Here is a 20,735-nt window from a genome sequence, read left to right as displayed (position 1 = left end):
TAACTATTATTTTTAAAACAAATTCTTTTTTCTTTTGTTTTTTGTCTATACGCATTGTTTTGTTTATGTTTGCCTGATATTTAATTTGGTCTCCATGAAGATTTATCATAAATTCTTGTTATATCAGAATAAATGGATTCATCCGTACACTCGGATCATTCTTGGAGGGGTGACTTACGTAGCCTACCTGGCTTCTATTCTGTTAATTGTAGGTGTAGTATATGAACACGGCTTTACTATTTCCGAACACGAGGCTTCTCAACTGCAAACTCTTTATCGGTTTGTGTGGGGTGTTTTTCTGACGGAAGTGACTTTGCGTCTCTTGTTGGAATACAAAGATACAAAGCGTGCATTTAAGAAACTGACCTGGATACTGATCGCCTTACTCTATCTTACTCTGATTCCGGTTATTTTCCATCGACCGGAGGAAGAAGGAGCTATTTTGTACTTTTGGGAATTCCTGAACGGAAAACCTTATCACATTGTACTTTTGCTCATTTTTTCTTTCTTTAATCTGTCCAATGGCTTGGTTAGGTTATTAGGACGGAGAACGAATCCTTCTTTAATCCTAGCTGGTAGTTTCTTTATTATTATTATTATAGGAACAGGTCTGTTAATGCTGCCTCGCTGTACGATGAATGGAATTTCGTGGGTGGATTCCTTGTTCATTTCCACCAGTGCAGTGTGTGTCACAGGACTGACTTCGGTGGATGTGGCTTCCACCTTTACTACATCTGGTTTTGTGGTGATTATCCTACTCATACAGATTGGCGGTTTGGGGGTGATGACACTAACCAGTTTTTTTGCGATGTTCTTTATGGGTAATACATCATTTTATAACCAGTTGGTGGTTCGTGATATGGTTAGTTCCAATTCATTGAATTCATTGCTTTCTACTTTACTGTATATATTAGGCTTTACGCTGGCTATAGAAGGGATGGGGATGTTTGCTATCTGGAGTGATATTCATGGAACAATGGGAATGACTTTTGAGGAAGAAGTAGCCTTTTCAGCTTTCCATGCCATATCAGCGTTTTGTAATGCGGGTTTTTCCACATTACCAGGCAATCTGGGTAATCCACTGGTGATGACGGGGCATAATCCTTTCCTTATTTATATATCCTTGCTGATTATTCTGGGTGGTATCGGTTTCCCGATATTGGTGAATTTTAAAGATATCGTACTCCATCATTTACGTCGTATATGGAAGTTCTTGCATACATGGGAGTGGGACAGACATCGTTTTTACCATCTGTATAACCTGAATACGAGGATTGTACTTATTATGACTTTTCTGTTACTGGTGCTTGGTACAATTCTTATTGCCATTTTTGAGTGGAACCATGCCTTTGCCGGTATGTCAGTTGCTGATAAATGGACACAAGCATTTTTCAATGCAACTTGTCCGCGTACTGCCGGGTTTACCAGTGTGGATTTAACTTCGTTGGGAGTACAGAGTGTATTGATCTATATTTTCCTGATGTGGGTTGGTGGTGCAGCACAATCTACGGCCGGTGGTGTCAAGGTGAATGCTTTTGCGGTAGTCGTATTGAATCTGGTTGCCGTGTTGCGCGGTACGGAAAAGGTAGAAGTGTTCGGCCGTGAGTTGTCATACGATTCAATCCGTCGTTCCAATGCTACAGTGGTGATGTCTCTCGGTGTTTTATTTGTTTTTGTTTTTATTCTGACGATATGGGAACCTCAGGCATCTGTTATGGCACTTTTGTTTGAATGTGTGTCGGCACTGAGTACAGTAGGTTCCAGTTTAAATCTGACTCCGACCTTGGGTGATAATAGTAAGTTACTTGTTGCTTTCTTGATGTTTATCGGACGTGTGGGTTTGATTACATTGATGTTGGGTATCATTAAGCAAAAGAAACATACGAAGTATCAGTATCCAAGTGGACAGATCATTATAAATTAGTAATTAGTAGTAAAATAAATAGTATGAAGTATATTATTATCGGTTTAGGAAATTACGGACACATGCTTGCCGAGGAATTGTCGGCATTGGGGCACGAAGTGATTGGTGCGGATGTGAGTGCAAGCCGTGTAGATAGTATAAAAGAAAAAATAGCTACAGCTTTTGTATTGGATGCAACTGACGAGCAGGCGCTTGCAGTTCTTCCTTTAAATGGAGTGGATGTGGTAGTAGTGGCTATTGGTGAGAATTTTGGCGCTTCCATTCGTGTAGTGGCTTTACTGAAACAACAGAAAGTGGAGCATATCTATGCGCGGGCTATTGATAATGTCCATCGTTCCGTACTTGAGGCTTTTGATTTGGAACGGATTTTAACTCCGGAGGAAGATGCTGCTCGTGGTTTGGTACATCTGTTGGAATTTGGTGCCAATATGGAAACATTCAGGGTGGACTCAAATTATTATGTAGTGAAATTTACTGTGCCGGAAAAAATGATAGGATACTATGCCAATGAATTGAATCTGGATAAAGAATTTGGTTTGAAGTTATTAGCATTGAAGCGTGCCAAGACTTTAAAGAACTGTCTGGGCATCTCATTTACAGAACATGATGTGATGAATGAATTACCTGAAAATGATCAAGTACAAGCTGGTGACGAACTGGTTTGTTACGGACGGTACAAGGACTTCCAGAAGTTTTGGAAAGCGATGTAAGAAAGTCTTTCTGGGAACTTTATAATACCATTTTTGGAAAAGGCATAAGGGCGATTTTTTATTCGCTCTTATGCTTTTTTCTGTCATTGATTATATCTTCCATATTTTCCTGCGCCCACGAAATTAAAGAGTTTATATGTGGTAGTAGAGACATAGCTCTTTTAGTGAGTGAATATTCTACTTTTGGGGGAACCTGTGCATAGATTTGTCTTTTTACCAATCCGTCTTCTTCTAATGTACGGAGGGTGACTGTCAACATTTTCTGAGATATATCCGGTATTGTCTTTTGTAGTTCGTTGAATCGCATAACAGGAGCCTGTGTCAAAGTGAAGAGAGTCAGTATTGACCATTTATCGCTGATACGTGATAATATCATTCGAATAGGACAATCGGCATAAGAGCTATTGGGTATATTTATTCTATTCATATTAGGTTGATTTATAAAACACTCTACAAAAGTAACTAATATGCCGATTGTATGCAAATGATCTTATTGAAATGTATTGGGACTTGGAGTGTTTCTAATGTAATCCGCTCAGCCACTCTACCATCTTCGGATCACGATGTGAGAAGAAGCAACTGGTATTAGTATCCAGTGCTGCTATTTTTTTCATATCTTCTTTTTTCAGTTCAAAATCGAATACATTGAAGTTTTCAATAATTCGTTCTTTACGGATGGATTTCGGGATAACGACAATATTTCTTTGTATCAACCATCGCAATATAACTTGTGCAATGGATTTACCATATTTGCCTGCAATGGACGCTAATGTCTCATTCTGGAACATATTGTTTTTTCCTTCGGCAAATGGAGCCCATGATTCAACCTGAACACCTTTCTCTTGCATGAATGCCTCTGCTTCGATTTGTTGGTAGAAAGGGTTAGTCTCTACCTGATTGACGGCAGGTGTGATTTCATTATGAAGGATCAGATCTACCAGACGGTCGGGCATAAAGTTGCTGACGCCGATGGAACGAATTCTACCTTCCTTGTATAATTCTTCCATAGCACGCCAAGCACCGTAATAGTCATTGAATGGCTGATGAATAAGGTACAGATCCAGATAATCGAGTTGCAAACGTTTCATGGATGCTTCGAAGGCTTTCTTTGCTTTGTCATAACCGGCATCTGATATCCAGAGTTTGGTAGTGATAAACAAGTCTTCGCGGGGGATGCCACTGCGTTTGATGGCTCTTCCTACAGCTTCTTCATTACCATAAGCGGCAGCCGTATCTATGGAACGGTAACCTGCTTCAATAGCGTCATATACACATTGTTCACACAAAGCTTGATCTTCGATTTGATATACACCGAAACCGAGAATTGGCATTTCGATACCATTATTTAATTTTACTTTCTGCATAATAACTTTCTCTTTATTGATTTTATATTAAAACACTTTACTTCCTTAATATTCCCGGACATTGTAGATTATTGTATTATTTTAAGCCCTTTGTTTATTTGCCTACTCTTTTTGCTAACTCTGCCGGATAGCGGTCGCCTGACACTGGAATAGAATTAAGTGTATCATTTATCCTTGTCAACTCTTCCGGGCTTATTTCCACATTTATACTCTGTATATTCTCTTTCAGGCGTTTCAGTTTGGTGGTTCCCGGAATGGGAGCGATCCAGGGTTTTACAGCAAGTACCCAAGCCAATGCAATCTGTGCAGGCGTTACATTCTTCTCTTCCGCCAGCTTTCTCACAAAATCAACTATAACCTGATTGGCATTCAGATTCTCAGCAGTAAAGCGTGGAACGATACTGCGGAAATCGTCTTTACCGAATTGTGTGTCTTTGCTGATATTTCCCGTCAGGAAACCTTTACCCAGCGGGCTGAAGGGGACGAAACCGATACCCAGTTCTTCGAAAGTGGGCAATAATTCTTTCTCCGGTTCGCGCCACCACATGGAGTATTCGCTTTGAATGGCAGTCAGCGGATAGACCTGATGTGCCCGACGAATGGTCTGTACACCAGCTTCTGATAGTCCCCAATGTAGAATTTTGCCTTCTTGTTTTAATTCTTTCATGGTTTCTGCCACTTTTTCTATAGGAACATCCGGGTCCACACGGTGTAGATAGTACAGATCGATATGATCTGTCCGCAGACGCCTGAGGGAACCTTCGATGGAACTTCGTATTATTTCCGGTTTACCAATGACAATTTGTTTGCCGTCGACCATCTGAATACCACATTTGGTAGCAATGACTACATCTTTCCGATAAGATTCTAAGGCTTCACCTACTAATTCCTCGTTGGTGTATGGACCATATACTTCAGCAGTATCAAAAAAAGTGATTCCTTTTTCTATAGCCTGATGAATAAGGTTAATCATTTTTTTCTTATCAGCGGCAGCACCATAACCGTGACTCATACCCATACAACCCAAACCCAATGCGGAAACTTTAAGTCCGCTCTTTCCTAATTCTCTGTATTTCATTACTCTTGTCTTTTTGCAGTTTTTTTTATGTTGCAAAGGTAAGTTGTGGGATGAAGTTTGTAAATAGACAGATTACTGCATTGCACACCATTATTACGGTTTTAAAATATTGATTGAATACTTGATAATGAACTGTATACACAGGTTACAGTTTCTTATGCCAATATTACAGATTTTGCAATACAAGTGATGGAATGCTGAAAGAAAACTGTTATTTTTGTCATCAGATTAAATTATTCAGATTATGGGTACAATCGTAAAATTGAATACTATTCAGGAGTATAATATGGTAATGGGAGTGGAGACATTGCATCCGCTCGTTAGTGTGGTTGACTTTTCAACATTGAAATCTTTAAAGCATGGACGTAAGAATTTTGGTTTCTACTGTATTTTTCTGAAACAGCTCAAGTGTGGAGAATTGTCTTATGGACGTAGTACGTACGATTATCAGGAAGGTACACTGGTATTTGTGGCTCCTAGTCAAGTGGCGGGAATTGATGATGACGGAGAGACACTGAATCCTCAAGGTAAGGTATTGGCTTTTCATCCGGATTTGCTGCGAGGTACTTCGCTGGGACGTAAAATGAAAGATTACAGCTTTTTCTCTTATGAGGCTAATGAGGCTTTGCATATGTCTGAGCGTGAACGGCAGATTATCCTTAATTGTTTTGTTGAAATACAAGAAGAATTGGAGCGTGCCATAGATAAGCATAGTAAAGATATTATAGCCTCTACGATTGAGCTTCTGCTGAACCATTGCCAGCGTTTTTATGACCGTCAGTTTATTACGCGTGAAAACATAAATAAAGATATTCTAGTGCGTTTTGAAAATCTACTCAGTGATTACTTTGAATCAGACCAACCGCAAACTGTCGGTTTACCATCCGTGCAATATGTTGCAGACCGATTGCATCTTTCTCCTAATTATTTTGGGGATCTGATAAAGAAAGAAACAGGTAAATCAGCTCAGGAATCCATTCAGCTCTTTGTGATAGAGAAAGCAAAAGAACGGCTTTATGATGAGAATAAGACTGTCAGCGAAGTTGCCTATGAACTGGGCTTCAAATATCCACATCATTTAAGCCGTCTGTTTAAAAAGGTGGTGGGGATGACACCAAACGAGTACAGAGCGTAGTTATTTAATTTTGTACCCCAACAGCGAACTGAACTTCCTGCAAATATCCGGGAATAGCCCTATTAGCCTTCCGCCGAATCCCCATCTTTTGGGAAAGAATCTCTGGTAGAGGGCCTGGTCGATAAGTTGCAGGCGTGGTTCCCAGTTTTCCACCTCATGCCCGTCTTTCAGGCCGGAGCGGATTTGTGCTTCGTGCCCCCGTAGTGAGTCGGGTTTAATATACTTGGAGTTTGCCATCATAGGTCCGCACACATCAAACCATACTTCACCACCACTGAATCGGTCGGCCAATCGGGTGAGTAATTGTCGTACTTGCTTTTCATAGAAATACATCAGTACACCTTCGATAACAATGACAAACTCTCCTTCGGGATGCTTTTTGCGGAGATCATCCATCCATTGGGTTTCTAACAAAGAACCGGCTATGTAATGATCGCCCGCAGGTTCCGGTAGTAAATCACGTCGCAAGTCGATTACTTCGGGTAAATCCATTTCATAAAATATGGCTTTGTCGTGTTCTTCAATACGTTGATAGCGGGTATCCAGTCCGCAACCTACATTCACTATTATCGGATTTTTTCGTGTGGCAATGAAATGTCGGATGGTATTATCAAAGTATAATCCACGTACGACACATCCTATGGCACTCAATTTGGCACCATCAAATTTAGAGTAATCATATTCAATACTTTCTACCAGTTGTTCGGCTTGCAGATCACGCAAGATGGCATCTTTCCGGCGACTTTCTTTGGCTCTCATGTAAAGAGGTATCAGCAGTGTTTCAGCTACTACACTCTTAAATTCATATTTCTTTTTCATTTTTATTTGGAAATTATTAGAGTTAATACGATCTGGCAAAAAAGAACAATATTCAAATTCATTCAAAAAAAAGAGAACTTATACTTTGATAAATTCTCTCTTTTTGCTGTTCCTCACCTTTTCTTCCGGGGTCCATAGGCTACTTTTATTTCTTGCCAAAGTTACGCTTCTTGAGTAAGGGAGGCAATACCTAAAAGTAGGGAAATTGTGTTTTAGTAATTTCTTTTTCGTGTATATCTCAGATACCAGATACATATAAATAAGGAAACTACTGTAGAAATGGGTGGAGCGAAGCCCATGATAAACAGTGAAGAACTGTCTATCTGACTGAACCAGTGAGATAACGGGATACGGAACAGGAGGGTTGCTATCAGACTGTGAATCATAGGGAATAGCGAATTTCCCTGTCCACTGAAATAAGAATTGATACAGAAAACGAAACTGACCACAACACAGTCTATGCTGTATCCCCGTAGATATTCTGCTGCCATTGTCACCACCGCAGGATCTTTAGTGAAGAATGCCGTGAGCGTTTCCGGCAGGAATTGCGAATACAGGCAAACCGATAGGCCAAAAATAAGAGCAAATCCTATTCCGGAAAGTAGGCACTTATTCATTCTCTGTATAAGTCCTGCACCGTAATTCTGTGCTGTCATTGTGGCTACAGCCGATGATATAGCCATAGGAGGTAACATGGCAAAAACAATAATTTTCTCGACTATACCCAGAGAAGCTGATGCAATGACTCCCATCTGATTCACAATCACAGTGATTATCAGGAATGAAACATTGATCAATGCATCCTGCAATGCTATGGGGGCACCCAAGGTCAGTACTCTTTTAGATAAAACTCTATTCAATCGGATATCCCGTCGTGTAAACTCGAAATGAAATCCGCGCCGGTATAAAAACCAGAGTGCTATCGTAAAGCTGACACCTTGTGCCGTTACAGTAGCAATGGCTGCCCCGGTAGGACCGAGATGAAAAGCTCCCACTAATATAAAGTCAAGGACAATATTGATTATACAGGCCAGTCCCACAAAATAGAGTGGTGTTTTCGAATCACCCAGTCCGCGCAGGATACCACACACGACATTATAGCCTACAATAAACAGTATACCGACCGAGCAAACCAGAATGTAACTTTTCGTATCTTCCATAGCTTCTGTCGGAGTGTGCATCAAGCTGGAAATTCGGTCATGGAACAATACCATGACCAGAGTAAGTACGATGCCGATAATTGAAAACAACCAAATGGAAGAACCGATTGTAGACGCCACTTGTCGGTCGTCTTTCGCTCCGGTTGCAATGGCAATCAGTACGGTTGTTCCGGTGGTAATACCCAAGATAATACCTGTAATGGTTTGCATCACTTGGCTACCAATGGCTACGGCCGCTACGCTTGCAGAGTCATCATATTGTCCCACAACAAAAAGGTCGGCACCTCCGTAAAGGGCCTGGAGCACGTTGGCTATCAGGAATGGAACCGCAAATTGTAATAGTACTTTAGGGACGCTGCCCTGTGTCAAATCTAATTCTTTCATCCAATTTATTCTTTCATCAATTTAGTAGAAGCTATAGATATGGCATAAAAAAAGTGCCGGACAGGATGAATGATTCTCACCATTCATCTTATCCGGCACTATAATTATTGATTATAATGCCCTCCGATGAGGATTTTATATTCCTGTCTTTATTTTCGGGGTTCAAATTTGGGCATTGTTTTTATAACCACCAAATTTATTCGGAGTTTTAATTCTCTATGCGTGGTTTCGTCTTTATACCTTATTTTTTCGTTTTGATTCTTTGGTACTGTCAAGTCTCAAAAAAAATATCTTTCTTTGTAGAAAAGAAGAAATGTTTTATGCTCTCATTTGATACTTATATAAGTCGTAAACTGCTGCTGGTTGGTCTGATTAGTGCAGTCTTTATCATATACCCTAATATAGCCTGTCTGCCGTGGGATATAAAATTTCTGGAAGGAGCAAGTTGTACGGGTTTTTATTGGTATTTTGTTTATCGTTTCTTTTTCTTCTGGGGACTGATTTGTCTGTTGTTACGTTATAATTTGCGACAACTGTCGACAGCGCAGTTTAAGGAACGTTTTGGCCGTAACTTCTTGTATTCATTGGCTGCCTATGCAGGCTTTGCGTCTATTTCCTATTGGATTCACTCTTATGGTATCCGTACTGATTTTCTGGGTAGTACATTGATCTCCCAATTCTTTATTCTGTGTTCTCTGTGTACGCTGATCGGGCATATTTCCATGTTATACTCCGCACAGCGTGAAAAAGAGCGTGAGATAGAACGTCTACGTATAGAGAATCTGCAAAGCCAATGTGATGCGTTGGCTAATCAGATCAATCCACATTTTTTCTTTAACTCCTTGAATGGAGTGCAATCGCTTATTCGGAAGAAGGATGATGAAAAAACGTTGATGTATGTGCATGAATTATCTGATATCTTCCGTTATATTCTTCAAAGTGATAAGAGAGGACTGGTTACTTTGAGGGAAGAACTGGAGTTTATTCAATCTTTCCGTTATGTGATGGAAGTACGCTTTGCCAATAAACTGGTTTTCTCGATCCAGGTGGATGAGGTTATGCAGGATGAACTGACGTTGCCTGTGCTTTCACTGCTTCCGCTGGTAGAGAATGTGACCGTTCATAATATGATAGACAGTGAGCATAAAATGGAAATTATCATCAGGCTGAACGAGCAAAAAGAACTGGTGGTGAGTAATCCCATTTATCCTAAATTGTCTCCTCCTGATACGAACGGAACCGGGTTGAAAAATCTGGAAAATCGTTTTGCCTTGTTGATGAACAGGCAAATACGGATAGAATGTGATGAAAATACATTCAGAGTATATCTTCCTTTAAATAAACAGAACTGACATCAAAATTGCATAGAGATATGAGAGTGTTGATTGTAGAAGACGAGACTGCCGCTTATGAGAATCTGGTGGATATTCTTGGTGAAGTCTCTTATGATATTCAAATAGTCGGTAATACGGAAAGCGTGACCCAAACCATTCATTGGCTGCAATCGAATCCTGCACCGGATTTGATATTTATGGATATTCATTTATCGGACGGTTCGGCATTTACCATTTTTGATAAAATGGAGTTGGAAACTCCTATTATTTTCACGACGGCTTATGACAGATACGCCATAGAAGCTTTCAAGGTGAATAGCATTGATTATTTGCTAAAACCTGTCAAGGTGGAAGATGTAAAACAGGCGCTGGATAAATACAAAAAACTGACGCACCAGGATGTGATTCACTACTTATCTAAATTGACTCAACTGATGCCGACTCCTAAATATAAAGACAAGTTATTAATTCCATATAAAGATAAGCTGTTACCTATTGGCTTGAAAGAAGTTTCATGCTTTTATACAGCGGATAAAAACACCTGTATCTACTTGAAAGACGGGAATATGTATCCATACTCCAAAACACTGGAACAGATAATGGCTTCTCTGAATCCGGCAGATTTCATCCGGGCGAATAAGCAATTCATCATAGCAAGGAATAGCGTGACGGATATAACGATCTGGTTTGATAACCGTTTGCTGGTAACATTGGATGTAGAAACTCCCGGACGTATCTATATCAGTAAGAACAAAGCGTCCGAGTTCAAGTCCTGGATAGTGAATAACACGTAAGTTAGAATACGTTAATCAGTAATTATGGTATTTACAACCGTAATTTATCTACGGTTTCTATCAGTAACGATCCCTATATTTGTAATCGGGAACTATTATAAAATTAAAGAGTTATTTCAAGATGAAAAAAGAGAGATTTGTACTTGCATTCTTTACAGGCTGCCTGATTAGTGCGGTAAGCCTACAAGCACAAACCAGCAAGGACAGCACAAAGGTAGCAAGAAGTTATGCGATCAATGAAGTAGTAGTAACAGGTACGCGAAGTGAAACGGATGTACGCCATTTGCCCATGACCGTATCGGTAGTGGGACGTCCGCAACTTGAAGCGAGCCAGCAGACTTCCGTACTTCCGGTGTTGAATTCACAAGTGCCGGGCTTTTTCTCCACTTCACGTGGCGTAATGGGATATGGTGTAGCTACCGGTGCATCAGGGCAAATGTCTTTAAGAGGCATTGGAGGGCCCGCACAGGCCGCTCTTCCCACTACAGGATTATTGGTTTTGATAGACGGACATCCTCAGTATATGGGACTGATGGGACACCCCATTGCCGACGCATATCAGACTATGATGGCAGAACGTGTGGAAGTGCTCCGTGGCCCCGCATCCGTGCTTTATGGTTCTAACGCCATGGGTGGGGTTATTAACATTGTTACCCGTAAGATGCAGGAAGACGGAATACGTACAAACATCAACATTGGTGCGGGGGCCTATGGAAGTGTACAGACCGAAGCCACTAACCGCATAAGGAAAGGGCGCTTCAGTAGTACGGTGACTGCCTCTTATAACCGTACAGATGGACATCGCGCTGACATGGCTTTTGAACAGTACGGCGGATATGCCAAATTAGGCTATGACTTTACGGATAACTGGAAAGTTTGGGGCGATGTAAATGTCACTCGTTTCAATGCTACTAATCCGGGATCAGTAATGAAACCATATATAGACAATGATCAGCGCATAACACGTGGTATGACTTCTTTTGCATTGGAGAATCATTACGAAAAGACTTCCGGTGCATTGAGCTTTTTCTATAATTGGGGTGATCACTGGATAAATGACGGATATCAGCCAGGAGGAGAACCGCTTCAGTATCGTTTCAACTCTAACGATCAGATGCTTGGAGTATCATGGTATCAGAGCATACAACTTTTCCAGGGCAACAGACTGACTGTAGGAGCTGATTATTTTCACTTTGGAGGTGAGGCATGGAACCAATTCTTTGATGGGCATCGTGAAACTTCGGCGGATAAGTCGTTGAATGAAGTAGCAGGTTATGTAGATTTTCGTCAGGATATTGCTGCGTGGCTTACGCTGGATGCCGGAGCACGAGTAGATTATCATTCGCAAACGGGTACAGAGTTCATTCCGCAAGTAGGTTTGGCTTTCCATCTTCCGGAGAATGCAGAAATCAAAGCAATGGCAAGTAAAGGATTCCGTAATCCTACCATTCGTGAAATGTATATGTTTCCTCCGCAGAATCCGGATTTGAAACCTGAGAAACTTTGGAATTATGAGCTTTCTTTTTCACAACGTCTTATGGATAATCGTTTGTCCTATGGACTCAATGTGTTCTATATCAATGGTGAAAATCTCATTATACGTCTTCCAAATCCAAATGGTAGCGGTATGTTGAACCAGAATTCCGGCGAGATTGAAAACTGGGGAGCGGAAGCTAATGTAGGGTACCAGTTTAATCCGGTGTGGAGCGTGATGGCAAATTACAGCTGGCTTCATATGGAAAATCCGGTATTGGCTTCTCCAGAGCATAAACTGTATGGAGGAGTGAACTTCAGAAAAGGACGTTGGAGTGCATCTACGGGCATTCAGTATGTAAAAGGGCTTTATACTGATCTGGATGCTGCGACAAAAGAGAACTTCGTGTTATGGGATATGCAGGGAAGTTTTAAGGCGACAAATTATCTGTCATTCTATGTGCGTGGTGAGAACCTGTTGGCGCAACGTTATGAGATCAATGCAGGCTATCCTATGCCGAAAGCGACTTTTATGGGTGGAGTAAATATCAATTTTTAATAAGAATATTATATGAAAACAACAACTATCAGACTTTATTCACTGGATTATAGCAATGTGAAGACATATTTTGCTGCAGCCCTTTTCATTCTGGGTAATCTGGTTTTGCCACAACTTTGCCATCTTATTCCACAGGGTGGTCTTACTTTGTTGCCGATTTATTTCTTTACGCTTATTGCTGCTTATAAATACGGTTGGAAAGTTGGATTGCTGACAGCCGTCTTTTCACCGGTTTTGAACCATCTGCTTTTCGGTATGCCTCCTGCAGGAGTATTGTCGGCCATCCTTTTAAAATCTATTTTACTGGCAGTGGTTGCCGGATATGCTGCCAATCGTTTTAAACGTATCTCTATTCCTGTTTTAGCGTTGGTAGTACTGGCTTATCAGTTTATCGGGACGCTGGGTGAGTGGGCAATGGTAGGTAACCTTGCGCTTGCTTTCCAGGATTTCCGCATCGGTATCCCGGGAATGGGATTACAGATTCTCGGCGGTTATTTGTTTATCAAGTATTTGGTCTATAAATGATATTCCATAAAATAAAAGTATGTTACGAAAAATCAGACTAACGTTTGCCATATTCTTTTTCGTGCTGATCACGCTTTTGTTCCTCGATTTTACGGGAACGTTGCATGCTTGGTTCGGTTGGATGGCTAAAATTCAGTTTTTGCCTGCTTTGTTGGCACTGAATATCGGGGTTGTGATAATCCTGATAGCATTGACACTGCTCTTTGGGCGTGTGTATTGTTCTGTAATCTGTCCGTTGGGCGTATTTCAGGATGTAGTTTCATGGTTGGGTAAAAAGCGGAAAAAGAATCGCTATTCGTATTCACCTGCACTTAGTTGGTTGCGTTATGGAGTGCTGGGAGTATTTATTCTGGCTCTGATAGGAGGAGTTGGTTCGTTGGTTGCCTTACTGGCACCTTATAGTTCTTACGGGCGAATAGTTTCTAATCTGTTTGCTCCGGTTTATCAGTGGGGAAACAACCTGCTTGCTCTTTTGGTCGAACGGGCAGATAGCTATATGTTTTATTCTGTAGATGTCTGGATGAAGGCTATGGGAACTTTTGTGATAGCTGTTCTGACATTTGTTATTTTGGCTGTACTGGCCTGGCGCAACGGGCGTACATATTGCAATACAATTTGTCCGGTAGGAACAGTATTGGGATTCTTTTCACGTTTTTCTTTGCTGAAACCAGTAATCGATACGAGTAAATGTAATGGTTGCGGTTTGTGCGCACGTAATTGTAAGGCGGCATGCATTGATTCTAAAAATCATAAAATAGATTATAGCCGTTGTGTGGCTTGTATGGATTGCATTGGTAAATGTAAGAAAGGAGCTATCCGTTATGAGCGTCCTCATAAGGAAGTGCAGAAACCATTAGCGGCTGAAAAAGTGACGGGTGTTTCACCGGAGCAGGTGGACAATGCACGCCGTGCTTTCTTTTCTGCCGGTGCCGTATTTGCTGCAAGTACATTGCTGAAGGCACAGGAGAAAAAAGTGGATGGTGGATTGGCTGTCATTGAGGATAAGAAAATACCGGAACGGACGACACCTATTGTACCGGCAGGTTCATTGAGTATTCGTAATTTTGCGCAGCATTGTACGGCTTGCCAGCTTTGTGTATCAGTGTGCCCTAATCAGGTTTTACGCCCATCCGGTAATCTGATGACGTTGATGCAGCCGGAGATGTCTTATGAACGTGGTTATTGTCGTCCGGAATGTGCGAAGTGTGCCGAAGTATGTCCGACGGATGCGATTCATCTTACCAGTCTGGCTGATAAATCATCTATCCAGATCGGTCATGCCGTATGGATCAGGAAGAATTGTGTGCCGTTGACTGATGGAGTAAATTGCGGCAATTGTGCCCGTCATTGCCCGGTAGCGGCGATAGAAATGGTTCCGTCTGAGGTAGATAATCCGGATTCTCCAAAGATTCCGGTTGTCAATGTAGAGCGTTGTATTGGTTGTGGTGCCTGTGAGAATCTTTGTCCGGCACGCCCTTTCAGTGCTATCTATGTGGAGGGACATGAGAGACATCGAGTAATATAAAGGTGGTAATGTGATAGAGTGATAAATGTTAGAAGAACAGATATGGAAGAACATAATAAAAATATAAACCGTAGGGATTTTCTGAAAATTGTGGGCATCAGTGCCGCTACGACAACGGCTGCTGCGACTCTTTATAGTTGCAAACAGAAGGATGGGGTGATTCCGGGAGGTAGTACATCGACTCCGGTGCCTACTGATAAGATGACTTACCGCACTTCTGTGGCTCAGAAAGACCGTGTTTCACTTCTGGGTTATGGCTGTATGCGTTGGCCGACTGTTCCTTCACCGGATGGGAAAGGAGATATAATTGATCAGGATGCAGTGAACGAATTAGTAGATTATGCCATTGCGCACGGCGTGAATTATTTCGATACATCTCCGGTGTATGTACAGGGGTGGTCGGAAAAATCTACTGGTATTGCATTAAAACGTCATCCGCGCGAGAAACTGTTTATTGCTACAAAGTTATCCAACTTTAGTAATTATAGCCGTGAAAACTCCATAGCTATGTATCGTAAGTCTTTCGAAGATTTGCAGACAGATTATATCGATTACTATTTGTTGCACTCTATCGGTAATGGTGGAATAGAAGCATTCAAAGCACGATATATAGACAATGGTATGATGGAGTTTCTGTTGAAGGAACGGGAGGCTGGGCGTATCCGTAATCTGGGATTTTCTTTCCATGGTACAGTGGATACTTATGACTATGCACTTTCTCTACATGATGAGGTGAAATGGGACTTTGTACAGATACAGCTCAATTATGTGGACTGGAAACATTCTTCGGGACGTAATGTAAATGCGGACTACCTATATGATGAATTGGTAAAACGAAATATCCCGGCAATCATTATGGAGCCATTGCTGGGTGGAAGATTGTCTAATGTACCTACTCATATTATGACACGCCTTAAGCAGCGTCGTCCGGAAGATAGTGTGGCTTCGTGGGCTTTTCGTTTTGCAGGCTCACCGGAACTGGTGTTGACGGTATTGAGTGGTATGACGTATATGGAGCATCTTCAAGATAATATTCGTACCTATTCTCCGCTGATTCCTTTGACAGATGATGATAAGGAGTTTCTGGAAGAAACGGCACAGTTGATGTTGAAGTACCCTACTGTACCGTGCAATGACTGTAAATACTGTATGCCTTGTCCGTATGGCATTGATATTCCTGCTGTGCTTATACATTATAATAAATGTGTAAATGAGGGAAATGTGCCGAAAAGCCAACAAGACGAGAATTATAGAAAGGCACGCCAAGCTTTTCTTGTTGGTTATGACCGTAGTGTGCCACGCCTGCGACAGGCAAATCATTGCATTGGTTGCGATCAATGTTCGCCTCACTGTCCGCAGAGTATTAATATTCCCAGGGAGTTGCGCCGTATTGACGGGTTCGTGGAGCAACTGAAACAGGAAACGTTGTAGCCCTCTCTACATTGACATTTATAGAAAAATTTTCATCTTTGTAATAAATAGTGAATTGCGCTGATATTGTTGTCATATAGAGACAATGATATCAGCGTTTTTGTTATATTTGCGGCATCGTATACAAATTTAAAAAAAATGAAAAAGCTTTTATGTACATTGGCGTTGTTTTTTTATGCATGACGCCTTTGATAGCGCAAGACACTATCTCAGTATCTTATGAATCGCCTAAAGATGCTTTTGTGCAAAAACTGATGGGCTTTCAGGGGATCTTTGGTTTTGATGTTATAGTCAGGACATCTCACAAGAACTTGCCTTATAAGTTGTATATGGTAAGATGTACTGATGGAAAAACAGAAAGGAAAGCTTTGAATGAAGAAATTCCTTGTAAGATGGATAGTGCTCAGCATTTTTATTTCTTTGCACAGACAGAGTCCGCAGATAGTGTTCATATCGATTGCCAGCATAGAGTAGGAACCATTTTGCATGTCCAAAAACCATCCTTCGGAATGGTATGAAAAGTTTAGTATAAAAGATTATATCTATTTTGAACTTGAGTTTCAACCATAAGAAAATAAGATTGCATGGTTGCATCTTAATTTCGCTGAAAACAGAAAACAATGAAACAGGAAGTCTTATTTCTTCTATTGAATGATTATGCCGATTGGGAAGGTGCATTCCTTTCTATTTCTTTAAATGCCGGAGTGTTACCGGGTAACGAAGTAAAATATATATCAAAGACAGTTGCCCCGACGCTGGATGAAGTTCGTTCTATAGGCGGGTTCCGCACAGTGCCGGATTATAGTTTTCAGACTATGCCTGCCGATTATGCGGCATTGGTTCTGATAGGCGGCATGCAGTGGCAATCACCCGAATCGGAGTTGGTGGTGCCAATTGTGCAGGATGCATTACAGCGTGGCAAGATAGTTGGAGCTATTTGCAATGCTTCTGCCTTTATGGGGGCGCATGGGTTCCTGAACGATGTAAAGCATACCAGTAACACACTTCCATATCTGAAACAATTCGCAGGTAGCGCATATACTAATGAAGCCGGATACCAGGAAAAGCAGGCAGTCAGCGATAAGAATATCGTAACTGCCAACGGAACCGGACATTTGGAGTTTACCCGTGAATTATTACTTCTTTTGAATGCTGATACTCCGGAAAGGATTGATGCTGCTTATGATTATTATAAAAATGGCTTTGTGAGGTAACTTTTGTCCTGTATTAAGTTCTTTTTTATGATTCCTTTAATGAGATGAGAGTAATTTTGCTACTACATTGAATTGAAAAAGGTATGAAAAAAGAATTGAATCTTATTTGCAGTTTGCTTTTATTCTCTGTCACAGTGGCGGGACAAGCGACATGCAAATTCTTGAATCCAGAACTTCCGATAGTGGAAAGAGTAAATGATTTGGTGGGGCGTCTCACGTTAGAGGAAAAGATTTCTCAAATGTTGAATAACGCTCCTGCCATAGATCGGCTGGGAATTCCTGCATATAATTGGTGGAATGAGTGTTTACATGGAGTAGCCAGAAGTCCCTATCCAGTTACTTCTTTCCCTCAAGCCATTGCTATGGCAGCTACCTGGGATACAGAATCTGTTCATCAGATGGCGGTATATGCTTCGGATGAAGGACGTGCTATTTATCACGATGCTACCCGGAAAGGGACTCCCGGAATATTCAGAGGATTAACTTACTGGAGTCCGAATATCAATATATTCCGGGACCCGCGTTGGGGGCGGGGACAGGAAACGTATGGCGAAGATCCTTTTTTAACTGCTTCCATTGGTGTTTCATTTGTGAAAGGTCTTCAGGGTGATGATCCGGTTTACCTGAAATCTTCAGCATGTGCTAAACATTATGCAGTACATAGTGGTCCGGAATGGAACCGGCATACGTATGATGCTAAAGTGAATAACCATGATTTGTGGGATACCTATCTTCCGGCATTTAAGGAATTGGTGGTCGAAGGAAAAGTGACGGGAGTAATGTGTGCTTATAACTCCTTCTTTGGGCAACCCTGTTGTGGCAATGATCTTTTGATGATGGATATTTTGCGAAATCATTGGAAGTTTGGCGGCTATGTAACTTCAGATTGCGGGGCTGTTGAAGACTTTTATAATACTCATAAAACACATCAGGATGCAGCTGCAGCCTCTGCGGATGCTGTGTTGCATGGTACAGATTGTGAATGTGGTAATGGAGCTTACCGGGCATTGGCGGATGCCGTTCTCAGAGGATTGATAACAGAAAAGCAGATAGATGAATCTTTGAAGAAATTATTTGAAATCCGCTTCCGGCTGGGTATGTTCGATCCGGATGACCGTGTACCTTATTCAAATATACCTTTATCAGTTCTGGAGTGTGACGCTCATAAAGCTCATGCATTGAAAATAGCTCGTCAGTCTATTGTGTTGCTGAAGAATCAAGATCAGTTGTTGCCTTTGAATAAGAATAAAATAAAGAAGATAGCAGTGGTCGGTCCGAATGCTGATGATAAAAGTGTATTACTTGCTAACTACTATGGTTATCCGTCACATATAACTACAGCACTGGAAGGTATTCAAAAGAAAGTGGGCAATCAGGTGGAAGTGGTCTACGAGAAAGGTGTTAATCTGACTGATGATTTTGTTTTCACCTCAGCTTATGAAGATGCTTTGTTCTGTTATGACGGGCAGCAGGGCTTTAAGGCTGACTATTATCAAAATACGCAGTGGCAAGGAAATCCCGGATTATCTCGTTTGGAAAAGACTGTTGATTATCAGTGGGGAGATGGTCAGGATGTTGGCGATGGCATCATTACCAGGCAGATGTCTGCTGTTTGGAGTACTGTATTTACACCGAAACAGACAGGTGAGGTTTGCTTTGAACTGAAGGCTGATGATAAAGCAGAACTGTATATTGATGGAGTAAAGCAGAATAAAGTTGGAAATATAAACTCATATTATCTGTTGAATGCAGAAAAGGGTAAATCCTATCCGATAGAAATCCGCTATGTTCAACATGCGGATAATGCAGAAATCAAGTTTGATATGGGAATACTTCGGAAGGCTGATTACAAGCAAACTGCTGCTGCGGTGAAGGATGCAGATGTGATTATCTTTGTGGGTGGTCTTTCTGCCAAAGTAGAAGGTGAGGAGATGGGGGTGGAAATAGAAGGTTTCAAACGGGGTGACCGGACTTCTATCTCTATTCCTTCCGTGCAGCAAAACTTATTGAAAGAATTATATGCAACCGGTAAGCCAGTCGTTTTTGTTATGATGACAGGAAGTGCTTTAGGACTTGAATGGGAATCTGCCCATCTTCCGGCTATCTTGAATGCATGGTATGGCGGTCAGGCTGGCGGACAAGCTATAGCCGATGTGTTATTTGGAGATTATAATCCTTCAGGACGTTTACCGCTGACCTTCTATAAGAGTGTAAACGATTTGCCTGATTTCGAAGATTACAGCATGGAGAATCGTACTTACCGTTATTTTACAGGAACGCCGGTTTATCCCTTTGGCTATGGATTGAGCTATACGACTTTTCAATATTCCTCTTTGAAATTGCAACCGTCACCGGATAAACGGTCAGTTAAGGTTACAGCAAAAATCACCAATACAGGGAAGATGGAAGGAGAGGAAGTTGCTCAGTTGTATGTTTCCAATCCTCGTGATTTTGTAACTCCGATTCGGGCATTGAAGGGCTTTAAACGGATTAATCTGAAGCCGGGAGAATCACAAACAGTGGAGTTTGTCCTGACATCTAAGGAACTGTCTGTCGTTGATATTTCTGGAAAATCTGTACCCATGAAAGGAAAAGTACAGATATCATTGGGAGGAGGACAACCATCTACTCAGATGATAAAGAGCAAATCATGTGTGCAAGGAGATATTTTATAGTAAGTCCTATTGGGTGTTAACCTTGGTTGACAGGCCTGTTAACTAAGGCTAATGAGCCTGTCAACCAAGGTTAACAGGCCTGTTGACTGAGGTCGACATCTGATAATTCCTATGGCTGAAAGGAATGTTTCTTAGGAGAAAAACAGAACATTCTCTTGTACAAGACAAATTAACACCTTACAATCAGGACAAGACAGTGTGAGAGTAAATCACTTACTCTCACGCTATTTTTTTACTCTCACTCACACTTAATATTCTAATTATCAACGGCTATTTTGAAAAGTGAGAGTAGTGAGAGTAAATTGATGCTAACTTTTAATTGTAACCAGAATGCGGATTTCTGTCGAAGTGGGAGGAGTCATACTCTCTATCAAAGAGATTGAAATAAAGTTAAGCGGTAGACGGTTTATAACTTTGAAGGCCTGAGACTTATAAAAAACAAACAGAAATATTGTTTTATGTTAAAGCGAAAGGTTTCATTAAACTTTTCGCTTTTATTTTTGTCTTATAAACAACAGGATTCAATAGGTAATATAAAAGAATAAAGAAGGTATTAGTTCAAAAACGGGCGGAGCATTATCCGTCCGTTTTTCATTTATTCCGGCTTTCCCTTGTATTTTTGCCTCTCTTT

The 20,735-nt window shown here is 41.1% G+C and carries 17 protein-coding genes; 12 read left to right on the top strand and 5 right to left on the bottom strand.

Going from position 1 to position 20,735, the window contains the following annotated elements:
* The first annotated feature begins 94 nt into the window (after positions 1–94).
* On the top strand, positions 95–1,924 hold the full coding sequence (locus BACINT_RS17930) for a TrkH family potassium uptake protein (RefSeq protein ID WP_007665593.1): 1,830 nt from the start codon (positions 95–97) through the stop codon (positions 1,922–1,924).
* Positions 1,925–1,947: 23 nt separating this feature from the next.
* Positions 1,948–2,634, top strand: coding sequence for a potassium channel family protein (locus BACINT_RS17925; RefSeq protein WP_007665591.1), 687 nt, complete (start codon positions 1,948–1,950; stop codon positions 2,632–2,634).
* A gap of 58 nt (positions 2,635–2,692) precedes the next feature.
* Here the strand turns inward: BACINT_RS17925 and BACINT_RS17920 are convergent, their stop codons facing one another.
* The 3 genes from BACINT_RS17920 to BACINT_RS17910 form a co-directional block, all read right to left on the bottom strand.
* The gene (locus BACINT_RS17920) at positions 2,693–3,061 is read right to left on the bottom strand and encodes a winged helix-turn-helix transcriptional regulator (RefSeq protein ID WP_044155352.1); all 369 of its coding nucleotides are present in this window, start codon (positions 3,059–3,061) and stop codon (positions 2,693–2,695) included.
* Positions 3,062–3,155: 94 nt separating this feature from the next.
* Complete coding sequence (locus BACINT_RS17915) at positions 3,156–3,998, bottom strand: aldo/keto reductase (protein ID WP_007665589.1); 843 nt, start codon at positions 3,996–3,998, stop codon at positions 3,156–3,158.
* A gap of 94 nt (positions 3,999–4,092) precedes the next feature.
* A complete protein-coding gene (locus BACINT_RS17910; protein ID WP_007665588.1) occupies positions 4,093–5,076 on the bottom strand; it encodes an aldo/keto reductase in 984 nt (327 codons plus the stop codon).
* A 244-nt stretch (positions 5,077–5,320) separates the two neighbouring features.
* Between BACINT_RS17910 and BACINT_RS17905 the strand changes: the two genes are divergently transcribed.
* The gene (locus BACINT_RS17905) at positions 5,321–6,211 is read left to right on the top strand and encodes a helix-turn-helix domain-containing protein (RefSeq protein WP_007665587.1); all 891 of its coding nucleotides are present in this window, start codon (positions 5,321–5,323) and stop codon (positions 6,209–6,211) included.
* Here BACINT_RS17905 and BACINT_RS17900 read toward each other — a convergent pair whose 3' ends face one another.
* Positions 6,212–7,030 (bottom strand): class I SAM-dependent methyltransferase, encoded by an 819-nt coding sequence (locus BACINT_RS17900; RefSeq protein ID WP_007665585.1) that lies wholly within the window; start codon positions 7,028–7,030, stop codon positions 6,212–6,214. It abuts the gene before it with no gap.
* Positions 7,031–7,242: 212 nt separating this feature from the next.
* Positions 7,243–8,574 (bottom strand): MATE family efflux transporter, encoded by a 1,332-nt coding sequence (locus tag BACINT_RS17895; protein ID WP_007665583.1) that lies wholly within the window; start codon positions 8,572–8,574, stop codon positions 7,243–7,245.
* Positions 8,575–8,894: 320 nt separating this feature from the next.
* Here BACINT_RS17895 and BACINT_RS17890 point away from each other — a divergent pair, with 320 nt between their 5' ends.
* The 9 genes from BACINT_RS17890 to BACINT_RS17850 all read left to right on the top strand — a co-directional run bounded on the left by BACINT_RS17890 (position 8,895) and on the right by BACINT_RS17850 (position 20,104).
* Positions 8,895–9,926: a sensor histidine kinase gene (locus BACINT_RS17890; RefSeq protein WP_044155104.1), complete on the top strand. Its 1,032-nt coding sequence runs from the start codon at positions 8,895–8,897 to the stop codon at positions 9,924–9,926.
* Positions 9,927–9,946: 20 nt separating this feature from the next.
* The gene (locus BACINT_RS17885; RefSeq protein ID WP_007665580.1) at positions 9,947–10,702 is read left to right on the top strand and encodes a LytR/AlgR family response regulator transcription factor; all 756 of its coding nucleotides are present in this window, start codon (positions 9,947–9,949) and stop codon (positions 10,700–10,702) included.
* A 121-nt stretch (positions 10,703–10,823) separates the two neighbouring features.
* Entirely contained in the window at positions 10,824–12,734 is a 1,911-nt protein-coding gene (locus BACINT_RS17880) for a TonB-dependent receptor (protein ID WP_007665579.1), read from the top strand.
* A gap of 12 nt (positions 12,735–12,746) precedes the next feature.
* Entirely contained in the window at positions 12,747–13,259 is a 513-nt protein-coding gene (locus BACINT_RS17875; RefSeq protein ID WP_007665578.1) for a hypothetical protein, read from the top strand.
* A 19-nt stretch (positions 13,260–13,278) separates the two neighbouring features.
* Entirely contained in the window at positions 13,279–14,784 is a 1,506-nt protein-coding gene (locus BACINT_RS17870) for a 4Fe-4S binding protein (protein ID WP_007665577.1), read from the top strand.
* Positions 14,785–14,826: 42 nt separating this feature from the next.
* Positions 14,827–16,215, top strand: a complete 1,389-nt coding sequence (locus BACINT_RS17865) for an aldo/keto reductase (RefSeq protein ID WP_007665576.1) — start codon at positions 14,827–14,829, stop codon at positions 16,213–16,215.
* A 152-nt stretch (positions 16,216–16,367) separates the two neighbouring features.
* A complete protein-coding gene (locus BACINT_RS17860; RefSeq protein WP_007665575.1) occupies positions 16,368–16,733 on the top strand; it encodes a hypothetical protein in 366 nt (121 codons plus the stop codon).
* 102 nt (positions 16,734–16,835) lie between these two features.
* Positions 16,836–17,429, top strand: coding sequence for a type 1 glutamine amidotransferase family protein (locus tag BACINT_RS17855; protein ID WP_007665573.1), 594 nt, complete (start codon positions 16,836–16,838; stop codon positions 17,427–17,429).
* Between the two features lie 83 nt (positions 17,430–17,512).
* On the top strand, positions 17,513–20,104 hold the full coding sequence (locus BACINT_RS17850) for a glycoside hydrolase family 3 C-terminal domain-containing protein (protein ID WP_007665572.1): 2,592 nt from the start codon (positions 17,513–17,515) through the stop codon (positions 20,102–20,104).
* Positions 20,105–20,735: the final 631 nt, after the last annotated feature.

This window comes from Bacteroides intestinalis DSM 17393, from assembly GCF_000172175.1.
Taxonomy (GTDB): domain Bacteria; phylum Bacteroidota; class Bacteroidia; order Bacteroidales; family Bacteroidaceae; genus Bacteroides; species Bacteroides intestinalis.
This window is presented reverse-complemented; position numbering and strand designations above follow the sequence as displayed.